At 49.2% G+C, this 11,603-nt stretch carries 12 protein-coding genes and 1 pseudogene; 8 read left to right on the top strand and 5 right to left on the bottom strand.

The annotated features are described in order from the left end of the window. The 3 genes and pseudogenes from FDX03_RS23355 to ydfZ all read left to right on the top strand — a co-directional run. Positions 1-307 (top strand): annotated as a pseudogene (locus FDX03_RS23355) (NADP-dependent 3-hydroxy acid dehydrogenase); the annotation flags it as partial. 86 nt (positions 308-393) lie between these two features. Next, entirely contained in the window at positions 394-1,080 is a 687-nt protein-coding gene (locus FDX03_RS13175; protein WP_048211706.1) for a GntR family transcriptional regulator, read from the top strand. 190 nt (positions 1,081-1,270) lie between these two features. Further along, the gene (gene ydfZ / locus FDX03_RS13180; RefSeq protein WP_003032393.1) at positions 1,271-1,474 is read left to right on the top strand and encodes a putative selenium delivery protein YdfZ; all 204 of its coding nucleotides are present in this window, start codon (positions 1,271-1,273) and stop codon (positions 1,472-1,474) included. 66 nt (positions 1,475-1,540) lie between these two features. Here ydfZ and FDX03_RS13185 read toward each other — a convergent pair whose 3' ends face one another. The 4 genes from FDX03_RS13185 to FDX03_RS13200 form a co-directional block, all read right to left on the bottom strand. Further along, the gene (locus FDX03_RS13185; protein WP_061067875.1) at positions 1,541-3,016 is read right to left on the bottom strand and encodes a mannitol dehydrogenase family protein; all 1,476 of its coding nucleotides are present in this window, start codon (positions 3,014-3,016) and stop codon (positions 1,541-1,543) included. A 161-nt stretch (positions 3,017-3,177) separates the two neighbouring features. Beyond that, positions 3,178-4,512, bottom strand: a complete 1,335-nt coding sequence (locus FDX03_RS13190) for an MFS transporter (protein WP_137346023.1) — start codon at positions 4,510-4,512, stop codon at positions 3,178-3,180. A 60-nt stretch (positions 4,513-4,572) separates the two neighbouring features. Then, positions 4,573-5,787, bottom strand: coding sequence for a starvation-sensing protein RspA (gene rspA, locus FDX03_RS13195; RefSeq protein ID WP_048211709.1), 1,215 nt, complete (start codon positions 5,785-5,787; stop codon positions 4,573-4,575). Positions 5,788-5,894: 107 nt separating this feature from the next. Continuing rightward, on the bottom strand, positions 5,895-6,221 hold the full coding sequence (locus tag FDX03_RS13200; protein ID WP_137346024.1) for a YnfA family protein: 327 nt from the start codon (positions 6,219-6,221) through the stop codon (positions 5,895-5,897). A 154-nt stretch (positions 6,222-6,375) separates the two neighbouring features. On the opposite strand from FDX03_RS13200, the gene FDX03_RS13205 reads away from it, so the two are divergent. Continuing rightward, on the top strand, positions 6,376-6,717 hold the full coding sequence (locus FDX03_RS13205) for a DUF1283 family protein (RefSeq protein WP_048211710.1): 342 nt from the start codon (positions 6,376-6,378) through the stop codon (positions 6,715-6,717). Positions 6,718-6,754: 37 nt separating this feature from the next. Beyond that, positions 6,755-7,315: a spermidine N1-acetyltransferase gene (speG, locus tag FDX03_RS13210; RefSeq protein WP_101743063.1), complete on the top strand. Its 561-nt coding sequence runs from the start codon at positions 6,755-6,757 to the stop codon at positions 7,313-7,315. Between the two features lie 6 nt (positions 7,316-7,321). Here the strand turns inward: speG and FDX03_RS13215 are convergent, their stop codons facing one another. After that, the gene (locus FDX03_RS13215; protein ID WP_082193773.1) at positions 7,322-8,032 is read right to left on the bottom strand and encodes a YnfC family lipoprotein; all 711 of its coding nucleotides are present in this window, start codon (positions 8,030-8,032) and stop codon (positions 7,322-7,324) included. A 103-nt stretch (positions 8,033-8,135) separates the two neighbouring features. Here FDX03_RS13215 and FDX03_RS13220 point away from each other — a divergent pair, with 103 nt between their 5' ends. The 3 genes from FDX03_RS13220 to FDX03_RS13230 all read left to right on the top strand — a co-directional run. After that, the gene (locus tag FDX03_RS13220) at positions 8,136-8,444 is read left to right on the top strand and encodes a DUF1161 domain-containing protein (RefSeq protein ID WP_086523673.1); all 309 of its coding nucleotides are present in this window, start codon (positions 8,136-8,138) and stop codon (positions 8,442-8,444) included. Between the two features lie 138 nt (positions 8,445-8,582). Next, complete coding sequence (gene ynfF, locus FDX03_RS13225; RefSeq protein ID WP_086523672.1) at positions 8,583-11,021, top strand: selenate/tellurate reductase subunit YnfF; 2,439 nt, start codon at positions 8,583-8,585, stop codon at positions 11,019-11,021. A 10-nt stretch (positions 11,022-11,031) separates the two neighbouring features. Further along, positions 11,032-11,603, top strand: a 572-nt coding sequence (locus FDX03_RS13230) for a DMSO/selenate family reductase complex B subunit (protein ID WP_137346025.1), incomplete at its 3' end; no start/stop codon positions are given.

The following is an 11,603-nucleotide window of genomic DNA, read 5'->3' on the forward strand; positions in this document are numbered from 1 at the left end:
TGGTGCAACCAAAGCGTTTGTTCGTCAGTTTAGTCTGAACCTGCGTACAGACTTACACGGCACGGCGATCCGCGTTACCGACATTGAACCCGGACTGGTTGGCGGTACCGAGTTCTCTAATGTGCGTTTCAAAGGCGACGATGATAAAGCAGGTAAAACCTACGAAAATACCACTGCACTGACTCCGCAGGATGTCACTGAAGCTGTATGGTGGGTTGCTTCGTTACCGGCTCATGTCAACATCAATACCCTTGAGATGATGCCAGTCACCCAGTCTTTTGCCGGGCTTAGCGTGCATCGAAGCTAAATGAGATACCCGGCCTTGTGCCGGGTATAGAAAGCGCTCGATAAGTGATAAAATAGCCGGGTTAACTCTCTAATAAGTAAGAATGAATGACCGTAGAAACGCAGCTCAACCCTACACAGCCGGTAAATCAACAGATTTACCGTATTCTTCGCAGCGATATCGTGCATTGTCTGATTGCACCTGGTACGCCATTGTCGGAGAAAGAGGTTTCCGTACGCTTTAACGTGTCTCGCCAGCCGGTACGAGAAGCATTCATCAAACTGGCAGAAAACGGTTTGATTCAGATCCGTCCACAACGTGGCAGTTACGTGAATAAGATCTCGCTGTCGCAGGTGCAAAATGGCTGTTTTGTACGTCAGGCCATTGAGTGTGCCGTAGCCCGCCGCGCCGCCTCGATGATCACCGATAACCAGTGCTATCAACTGGAACAGAATCTGCACCAGCAACGCATTGCCATCGACCGTAAGCAGCTCAACGATTTCTTCCAGCTTGATGATGAGTTTCATCAGAAGCTGGCATTAATCGCTGATTGCCAGCTTGCCTGGGACACCGTCGAGAATATTAAAGCCACGATTGACCGTGTGCGCTATATGAGTCTGGATCATGTCTCCCCACCTGAAATGCTACTTCGTCAGCACCATGATATCTTTGCAGCGCTGGTAAAACATGATGGCGATGCCGTCGAGCATGCAATGATGCTGCATCTACAGGAAATTAGCGAATCTGTTCAGCTTATTCGTCAGGAAAATAGCGACTGGTTTAGCGAAGACTAATACGTAGCTCACCTCTCACTGAGGTGAGTTTCCCCGAACAATTCCCTCTCCTGCATATCCCCATAAAAAAAGCTGTGATTTTGATCGAAAACAAAAAAAATCATTAACGAGAAGCGTATTTATATTGCGCCCGTTACGTGGGACTAAAAGCCCACGGGCTTTGACAGTAAGTTGGAAAGGAGAAAACACCATGAAAACATACGATCGTAACCGCAACGCAATCACCACTGGCAGCCGTGTCATGATTAGTGACACCGGACTCACCGGCCGTATTACAGCCATTGACACCGATGGCCTGACCGCTGAGCAAATCCGCCGCGGTAAAACAGTGGAAATCGAAGGATGTGAAGGCAAATATGCCCCCCTCGAACTGATTCGTTTAGGCATGAACTAATTGGTGTGAATGCCAAAAACAATGCGCCATCTGGCTGTCGTTAAAGCCGGATGGCGACATAAAGCGTTATCTTACTGACAGTAATTTCGCAGCATATTTTGCAACCGTTGCCTTCGCGCCTTCCGCCAGCAAAGTCAGGTACGCTTCTGTAACCCGCTTTTTAAACCGTTCAACCTGTGGCAGTTCGTCACCAAAAATAGCGTCAATAGCCAATAGCGCCTGCACACGATCTTCACCTTCGTGACTGTTCTGTACCGCTTTCTGGATCACTGGCAACAGCGGATCGCTAATTTCAATGGCTTGTCCCTGCTCATCCACGCCCCCGACATAGCGCATCCAACCCGCCACACCGAGTGCAAGCAGATCAAAACCACTGCCGTGCACGATATGCCAACGCACAGAGTCAAGCATACGTTGCGGCAGTTTCTGACTACCGTCCATGGCAATCTGCCAGGTACGGTGGCGTAACGCCGGGTTGCTATATCGGTCAATCAGTAAGTCGGCATAATGCTGAAGATCCACCCCTTTCACTTTTAATGTTGGCGCTTGCTCCTGCAGCATCAACGCGCGGGCGGCGACACGATAGTTCTCATCACCCATGCAGTCGTTGATGTGTTGATATCCTGCCAGGTAGCCGAGGTAAGCAAGGAAAGAGTGGCTGCCGTTAAGCATACGCAACTTCATCTCTTCGAACGGGATAACATCTGCCACCAGTTCAGCCCCGGCTTTTTCCCACTCTGGACGCCCTGCGACAAAGTTATCTTCAATGACCCACTGACGGAACGGTTCGCATGCCACACCCGCCGGATCGCGTACCCCGGTAAGTTGTTCAATTTTGTCCAGCGTATCTGCGGTTACCGCCGGGACAATACGGTCAACCATTGTTGACGGGAACGTCACATGTTGTTCGATCCATGCAGCCAGCTCAGCATCCACCGCGCGGGCATACGCAGTGACAACATTGCGCATCACATGGCCGTTTTCAGGCATGTTGTCGCAGGACATCACGGTAAACGCACCTAAACCTGCGGCTTTACGGCGTGCAAGTGCTTCAACCACCACACCCGGTGCCGTCTTCGGCTGTTTTGGGTTTTGCAGGTCGGCGACAATCATCGGGTTATCCAGCATCAATTGCCCGGTAGCCGGAGAATGGCAATACCCCTTCTCAGTTATGGTCAGGGAAACGATCGCAACCTGCGGTTCGCACAGCGCAGCCAGTACAGCTTCCAGACCATCAACCTGCGCATGCAACGCCTTTTTAACCACGCCAACAACTCTTGCGGTCCAGGCATCCGCAGACATTTCCGCAACGGTGTACAGGTTATCTTGCTGTTTCAAATCAGCAATCTGCTGCTCTCCGCCAATCAGGTTTACTTCGCAGTATCCCCAGTCACTATTGTGATCTGCTGCCAGGATGTCAGCGTATACCCCCTGGTGTGCACGGTGGAAAGCACCGAACCCCAGATGAACAATACGCGGAACCAGTTTTGTACGATCGTAGCCAGGAAGTGCAGCCTTTGCCGCTAAGAGCTTGTTTTGCATTGTATGACCTACTTATCAATGAAATCAGGACTGTCTCAGAGTAACGCCTGTATGGTTGTATGTTTTGATTTGCATTAAGCTTTCTATGATTGGTATGACATCATTTATTGAGTTATATACCAAGATCGGTGAATTTGGCGGCATACTGCCGCCAACGAATATTAATGTTTCTGCCACTGCTGGTATTCACGCTTAAGTCTTTGCGGAGCGGTTTCCGGCATCATCAGCAAACCAATAACTGAGATAACTCCAAGTACAATCACATAGGTTGCAAGTCCATAGTAATGTCCACCTGTTACTTGCAGAATTTTTACTGCAACTAAGCCAAGAATCCCACTGCCTATTAGCGACCCCAGTTGCCAAATTAATGCTATTCCGCTACAGCGAATATGCGTTGGGAAAAGCTCCGGAAAGTATGAAGCCTGAGGTGCATAACACATACTATGTCCAATACTCAGCACCATGATCATTACTATTTGTGTAAGCCAGAAACTATCCTGATTAATCGCAAGGAAGAAAGGAATAATCATAACGACCTGCAGCAACGCACCGATAATATAGACTGGTTTACGTCCAATTTTATCGCATAGCGACCCCATCAACGGTATGGCAATGATTTCTATTATCACCGCAACTATCATTGTCTCCATCAAAATATTAGCATCAAGATTATTTGCCTTACCGTAAGCCAAAACAATCACGGTGAACATTGCAAATGTGCAAGCTTCAATCAGTTTCGCACAGACTCCCTTGACAACAATGCTAGGAAAATCGCGGATAACTTCAACGAGTGGACGTGATTCTTCTGCTTTTGTCTCCCTAATCTGAGCAAAGACAGGTGACTCATCAATTTTTAAGCGGATAAACAGCCCAACAATAACCAGTAACAGACTCAACAGGAACGGTATTCGCCACCCGTAATCCATCATTGCCTCTGGAGAAAGTGTGGCATTTAACAACGCAAAGAGTGCTAACGGCAGTAGGAAACCAACCGGGGCACCAATTTGAACCCAACTGGAAAAAAATCCACGATGTTTGGGTTCAGAATATTCAGCAGTCATCAGTACTGCACCGGCTTGCTCTCCTCCAACCCCAAATCCCTGTAATACACGAATAAAAATAAGTAAAGCTGGAGCCCATACACCTATTTTCTCATATGTAGGTAATAACCCGATACAGAACGTCCCCAAACCAACAATTAATATGGTAATAACCAGTGCTTTTTTACGCCCGACCTTATCGCCAATATGGCCAAAGACAATTCCTCCTAATGGTCTTGCGAGGAAACCAACAGCATAGGTAGCAAAAGCCGCGAGAGTACTTATTAACGGATCGTCACTTGGGAAAAATAAATGACCAAAAAAGAGTACAGCAGCTGTCCCGTATGCAAAAAAATCATAATACTCAGCAGCAGTACCAATTGCGGATGCTGAAGCCACTCGACGAATAATGGGCTTATTATCTACGTTATTTTTAATATCGACTGAACTAACCATAAGTTTAACCTTCTGTAGGGTATTGGGTTAATCAACATCTTTCGTACGTAAAATTTACATTTACCAGTTCCATAACGTGCCATCTTCAAGACGGGCGACCGGCAGATATGCGGGATCGTACGGATATTTCGCTGCAAGTTTTTCGTCAAACTCAATACCGAGCCCTGGTTTGTCACCTGGATGCATGTAGCCGTTATCAAAGGTCCAGTTATGCGGGAACACTTCCAACATCTGTTCTGAGTACCCCATATATTCCTGCACCCCGAAATTGGGTACCCACAGATCGAAATGCAGCGCAGCGGCCATGCAGACTGGCGACAAATCGGAAGGTCCATGAGAACCCGTGCGTACCTGATAAAGTGAGGCAAAATCAGCAATACGACGCATACCGGTGATACCGCCTGCGTGGGTAATAGTGGTGCGAATATAGTCGATCAGCTGTTCTTCAATAAGCTGCTTGCAGTCCCAGATACTGTTGAACACTTCCCCTACCGCAATCGGCGTGACCGTATGCTGGCGAATCAGGCGGAAGCACTCTTGGTTTTCAGCGGGGGTAGGGTCTTCCATCCAGAACAAACGGTATTGTTCAATGCTCTTACCAAAACGAGCCGCTTCAATTGGCGTCAGACGGTGATGCATGTCATGCAGAAGATGTTCATCAAAACCAAATTTGTTGCGGACGGCTTCAAACAATTTCGGTGTGAAATCGAGATATTTCTCCGTCGACCACAGCTGCTCTTCCGGCCACTGGCCTTTGGTCGCAGGTTCGTAGGCCAGGCCTTTACCTTTAGACATTCCGTAGGTGGTCTTCATTCCCGGTACACCACACTGTACACGGATCGCTTTAAATCCCATCTCTTTATGACGTGCGTAATCCTCCAGCACATCATCAATGGAATGACCCGTTGTGTGACAGTACACCATGACGCCTTCGCGTGATGCGCCCCCCAGCAACTGGTACAACGGCATATTCGCCGCCTTCGCTTTGATATCCCACAGGGCCATATCCACCGCAGAAATCGCCGACATCGTTACCGGGCCGCGGCGCCAGTAAGCCCCCTTGTAGAAAAACTGCCAGATATCCTCAATTCGATGCGCATCACGTCCAATTAGCTGTGGACACACATGATCTTTCAGGTAGGACGCCACGGATAATTCACGCCCGTTAAGCGTGGCATCCCCTAATCCAGTGATCCCATCGTCTGTCGTGATTTTCAGCGTGACAAAATTACGTCCTGGACAGGTAACAAAAACTTCAGCCCCGACAATCTTCATTTTTTAATCCTTACATCTCTTCTTGTGATGCAGGAAATTTACCCAACTAAACTACTACCATACAAGTATGAAGATCAAAAAAACGCTCACTGATCACAAAAAAGGCGCTATGCGCGCCCCCATCCGGCAACGATGATCAACATCCCGCACAGTGCTACTAACGCGCCGGACCAGTCGTACAGGCTCAGTTTTATGCCATCGACAATGCGTAACCAGAGCAGTGCAGTCACCACGTAGACACCACCATACGCGGCATATACCCGCCCGCTCGCCGCCGGATGTAGCGTCAGCAACCAGACGAACAGCGCTAATGACACCCCAGCGGGAACCAGCAACCAGGCCGTCGCCCCACGCTTAAGCCAGAACCAGGGTAAAAAGCAGCCAATGATTTCGCATAACGCGGTGACGAAGAAAAGTAATGTTGTCTTAAGCATTGAAGTAATTCAGTTACCTTCGGTTTAACCATGATACGACAGAATATGTCCAACGTATCCATATGCGCCCAGTGGGTATGCCCTGGCGCAGGAATAGTGTAGAATTTAACCCTGTTTTATCGTTTTTTTCCCTTTCTCATTAAAGGAATTCGCCATGAAAATTACACTGACCAAACGCCTGTGTCTGACGGCCATGCTGACGCTGGCGGCGGCCGTGTACACCTCTTCCGTATTTGCTGAAACCAGTAAACTGGTCATAGAGTCCGGGGACAGTGCGCAAAGTCGTCAACAGGCTGCAATGGAAAAGGAACAGTGGAACGATACGCGTCAGTTGCGTCAGAAAGTCAACAAGCGTACAGAGAAAGAGTGGGACAAAGCCGACGCTGCTTTTGATAGCCGTGATAAATGCGAACAAAGCGCGAACCTGAATGCGTATTGGGAGCCTAACACCCTGCGTTGTCTCGATCGCCGCACTGGCCGCACCGTTGCCCCATAATCATTGTGCTCATTAGAAGATATTGAAAGGATACGATATGGCAAGCGCCCTCAGTGTAAAGCTGCGCCCGCTGGAGCGTGAAGATTTACGTTTCGTCCATCAGCTTGATAACAACGCCAGCGTCATGCGCTACTGGTTTGAAGAACCTTACGAAGCGTTTGTTGAGCTGTCAGACCTGTATGACAAACACATTCACGACCAAAGTGAACGCCGTTTTGTGGTCGAGTGTGACGGTGAGAAAGCCGGGCTGGTGGAGCTGGTTGAAATAAACCATGTGCACCGCCGGGCTGAATTTCAGATCATCATTTCCCCGGATTACCAGGGCAAAGGTCTGGCAACGCGCGCGGCAAAGCTGGCGATGGATTACGGTTTTACCGTGCTTAATTTATATAAGCTGTATCTGATCGTTGATAAAGAGAACGAAAAAGCCATTCACATCTACCGCAAACTTGGCTTTATGGTCGAAGGTGAATTGATTCATGAGTTCTTTATTAACGGCCAATATCGTAACACCATTCGCATGTGTATCTTCCAACAGCAATATCTGGCCGATCACAAAACACCGGGTTCCAACCTGTTACAACCTACCGCTCAGTAAAAACGGTTAGTAGTAATCAATGGTGTTTTCAATCGAGTAATGATGCTCAACTGCCGGCTTTACGCTTTCGTCAACGATAACCAGCTGGCAGTTGACCGGATTAGCATACGAATCATACTCACAGGTTTGTTTGACGTTACCTAAAGGATGATCGTTCAGCATGCTTACTGCCGTGTAATCCAGTTTTTTCAATGGATCGGCTGACGGTTTAGCCTCAACCTGCAGCGTATTGTCCTTACTGACGGTGGTTTTGCCGAGCGGGTAGCCTTCCGCATCATACCGGTACTGCACCTTCATTTCTTTTCCCGTGGCGGACACAACAAAACCGTTATCGTCGGTATCCCACACTACGCCCGCAGAAGGCAGTTCCGCCAGTTGGCATTTCCCCTGTAAACGGATCCGTTTTTCCATCGTTTCGGCATCCCGATAGAAGTTCGCATCCAGCACTAACGCCATACCCGTATTATTTTCGACATCATGCAATTCCAGCGTATCAAAACAACCTTCCTGCGAGAGTGTACCTGTGACGCGCTTAGTCACTTCGCCTTTGTCGTTGAGCAGCGTCTGACTAAAATCTTTCACCGGGCCGCGCAGCGGATCAAAATCAAATTCATTGGAGAAGCTGGCCATTTCCGGCGTAAAGGACACCAGCCCTTTGGCGTTATCACACCCAACCAACACGATACACAGGAAACCTAACAGGGTCTGTTTCTTCACATTTTTCACCGGGATAAGAAGATAATTCTCAATCATATTAGCAAATACAGTTATTTACACCAGAAATGCTAATCTTAGTTTATGTCGATCACGAAAGGAGTTGATGATGAAATACATAGCAGGAATTGCCGCGAGCTTATTACTGGTCGCTTCCCCGCAGATCCTGGCTGCACCCGCGTCATGTGAGCGCGTGAAGAGTGATATCGAGCAGCGCATTATTAATAATGGTGTCGCGGAATCCAGTTTCACGTTGAATATTGTTCCTAATGACCAGGCCGATCAGCCTGATTCACTGGTGGTCGGTCATTGTGCCAATGATACGCACAAGATCCTCTATACCCGAACTAACAGCGGTAACGCACCCGCAAACAGTAGCCCTTCTCAGGACGGTCACGTGGCTGAACCGCAATAAATTTTTACCCTCCGTTCGCGGAGGGTCACTCCTGTTTGATATGCATTAATAAGATTTACCTATAAATAGGTAGACTCAACTCCATTGTTAGCAAGCTAGTTATTTCGTTATAAAACAATGTATATAACGACAATTACAATGGAGTGGGTTATGTCTGAAGATGAGCAATATGGAGGTATTAGCCGCAGGACGTTAGTGAAATCCTCGGCTATAGGTTCACTGGCACTTGCTGCCGGAGGCCTGTCACTACCCTTTGGTATTCGTGCCGCTGCTGCTGCAGTACAGCAATCAGTGCAACCTGTTGAAGATAAAGCTGTCTGGAGTTCCTGTACGGTTAACTGCGGCAGCCGTTGCCTTTTACGTCTGCATGTGAAAGATGATGCAGTCTACTGGGTTGAATCTGACACGACCGGCGATGATACCTACGGTAACCACCAGGTTCGCGCCTGCTTGCGTGGTCGTTCGATTCGCCGTCGTATGAACCACCCTGACCGCCTCAAATACCCGATGAAACGCGTTGGCAAACGCGGTGAAGGTAAATTTGAGCGTATCAGTTGGGATGAAGCGCTGGATACCGTAGCCGGAAATCTGAAACGTATTTTGCATGATTACGGTAATGAAGCCGTTCACGTTCTTTACGGTACCGGTGTGGATGGCGGTAATATCACGAACTCCAACGTCCCCTACCGTTTGATGAATTCCTGTGGTGGCTATCTAAGCCGTTACGGGAGTTACAGCACCGCACAAATCAGCGCCGCCATGGGATACATGTTTGGTGCTAACGACGGTAACAGCCCCGACGATATCGCCAACACAAAACTGGTTGTGATGTTTGGTAATAACCCAGCCGAAACGCGTATGAGCGGCGGTGGCGTAACCTGGTATGTCGAGCAGGCACGTGAGCGGTCAAATGCCAGAATGATCGTTATCGATCCACGCTACAACGACACCGCCGCAGGTCGTGAAGATGAATGGTTGCCTATTCGCCCTGGGACGGATGCTGCACTGGCCGCCGCTATCGCCTGGGTGCTGATCACAGAAGATCTGATTGATAAACCTTTCCTTGATAAATACTGCATCGGCTACGATGAAACCACTCTCCCCGCCAGCGCACCGCGTAATGCGCACTACAAGGCCTATATATTAGGTGACGGTCCGGACGGAATTGCCAAAACACCGCAATGGGCATCTCAGATTACCAGCATCCCTGCAGACAAAATCATCCAGTTAGCGCGTGAAATAGGTTCGGCAAAACCAGCTTACATCTGTCAGGGCTGGGGACCGCAACGCCATTCCAACGGTGAACAGACAGCCCGAGCAATCACCATGCTCTCTGTTTTGACAGGAAACGTGGGAATTAACGGCGGTAACTCCGGTATGCGTGAGGGGACCTGGGATCTGGGCGTTGAATGGTTCTCCATGTTAGAGAACCCGGTCAAAACACAGATATCGGTGTTCACCTGGACGGATGCTATCGATCATGGCGCTGAAATGACAGCCACCCGCGACGGTGTACGTGGCAAAGATAAACTGGATGTGCCTATCAAGTTTATCTGGTGCTATGCCAGTAACACGCTCATCAACCAGCATGGCAATATTGCTCATACTCATGACGTTTTACAGGATGACAGTAAGTGCGAAATGATTGTCGGCATTGAGCACTTTATGACCGCATCGGCGAAGTACTGCGACATCCTGCTGCCGGATCTGATGCCTACTGAACAGGAAGATCTCATCTCACATGAGTCCGCCGGGAATATGGGCTATGTGATCCTCGGACAACCCGCTACCACACCTAAATTTGAACGAAAACCCATCTACTGGATGTTAAGTGAAGTCGCTAAACGCCTGGGCCCGGACGTCTATCAAAAATTCACGGAAGGCCGCACCCAACACGAGTGGGTGAAATATCTGCATGCCAAAACCAAAGAACGTAACCCGGAAATGCCGGATTACGAAGAGATGAAAACGACCGGTATTTTCAAGAAAAAATGCCCGGAAGAACACTATGTTGCCTTCCGTTCATTCCGCGAAGATCCTGCGGCAAACCCGTTGAAAACGCCATCAGGGAAAATTGAGATTTACTCTGAAAGACTGGCCACCATTGCCGAGACATGGGAACTCAAGCAAGACGAGATTGTGCATCCGCTACCGGCTTATGCGCCAGGCTTTGACGGCTGGGACGACCCCAAACGCAAAACGTATCCGCTACAGCTCACCGGGTTCCACTATAAGGCGCGAACTCACTCAAGCTACGGCAACATTGATGTTTTACAACAGGCATGCCCGCAGGAAATCTGGATTAACCCCGTCGATGCTCGTTCACGTGGTATTCATCACGGCGATACGGTACGGGTGTTTAACAGCAATGGTCAGATGCTGATCGCTGCGAAAGTCACACCGCGTATTTTGCCCGGCGTGACAGCCATCGGCCAAGGCGCATGGCTCAATGCTGATATGTTTGGTGACCAGATCGATCACGGTGGTTCTATTAACATTCTCACGTCACATCGTCCTTCTCCGTTAGCGAAGGGGAATCCATCCCACAGTAATCTCGTTCAGGTTGAAAAGGCGTAAGGTGTAACCCATGACGACTCAATACGGATTTTTTATCGACTCCGCCCGTTGCACCGGTTGCAAAACTTGCGAACTGGCCTGCAAAGACTTCAAAAATTTAACGCCTGACGTCAGTTTCCGCCGTATTTACGAATACGCTGGCGGTGACTGGCAGGAAGATAACGGTGTCTGGCACCAGAACGTTTTCGCCTACTACCTCTCCATTGCGTGCAACCACTGTGAAGACCCGGCCTGTACCAAGGTGTGTCCAAGCGGCGCGATGCACAAACGTGAAGATGGTTTTGTGGTCGTGGATGAAGATGTGTGCATTGGCTGTCGCTATTGCCACATGGCCTGCCCGTATGGCGCGCCGCAATACAATGCCGCCAAAGGACACATGACCAAGTGCGATGGCTGTCATGAACGCGTTGCTGAGGGTAAGAAACCCATCTGTGTCGAATCCTGCCCGCTGCGTGCGCTGGACTTCGGCCCGATAGAGGAACTGCGTAAAAAACACGGCACCCTGGCCGCGGTAGCGCCGCTCCCTGGCGCGCACTTTACCAAACCGAGCATCGTCATCAAACCAAATGCCAATAGCCGCCC

Origin of the sequence: Citrobacter sp. wls827, from assembly GCF_005280875.1 — a bacterium.
Taxonomy (GTDB): domain Bacteria; phylum Pseudomonadota; class Gammaproteobacteria; order Enterobacterales; family Enterobacteriaceae; genus Citrobacter; species Citrobacter youngae.

Bases quoted from the DNA above. Each gene is read 5' to 3' on its own strand.
- FDX03_RS13220 (WP_086523673.1), top strand. From the start codon at position 8,136: ATGATGAAATACATAGCAGGAATTGCCGCGAGCTTATTACTGGTCGCT.
- FDX03_RS13190 (WP_137346023.1), bottom strand. From the start codon at position 4,512: ATGGTTAGTTCAGTCGATATTAAAAATAACGTAGATAATAAGCCCATT.
- ynfF (WP_086523672.1), top strand. From the start codon at position 8,583: ATGGAGTGGGTTATGTCTGAAGATGAGCAATATGGAGGTATTAGCCGC.
- FDX03_RS13185 (WP_061067875.1), bottom strand. From the start codon at position 3,016: ATGCAAAACAAGCTCTTAGCGGCAAAGGCTGCACTTCCTGGCTACGAT.
- FDX03_RS13175 (WP_048211706.1), top strand. From the start codon at position 394: ATGACCGTAGAAACGCAGCTCAACCCTACACAGCCGGTAAATCAACAG.
- FDX03_RS13200 (WP_137346024.1), bottom strand. From the start codon at position 6,221: ATGCTTAAGACAACATTACTTTTCTTCGTCACCGCGTTATGCGAAATC.
- FDX03_RS13205 (WP_048211710.1), top strand. From the start codon at position 6,376: ATGAAAATTACACTGACCAAACGCCTGTGTCTGACGGCCATGCTGACG.
- rspA (WP_048211709.1), bottom strand. From the start codon at position 5,787: ATGAAGATTGTCGGGGCTGAAGTTTTTGTTACCTGTCCAGGACGTAAT.
- ydfZ (WP_003032393.1), top strand. From the start codon at position 1,271: ATGAAAACATACGATCGTAACCGCAACGCAATCACCACTGGCAGCCGT.
- speG (WP_101743063.1), top strand. From the start codon at position 6,755: ATGGCAAGCGCCCTCAGTGTAAAGCTGCGCCCGCTGGAGCGTGAAGAT.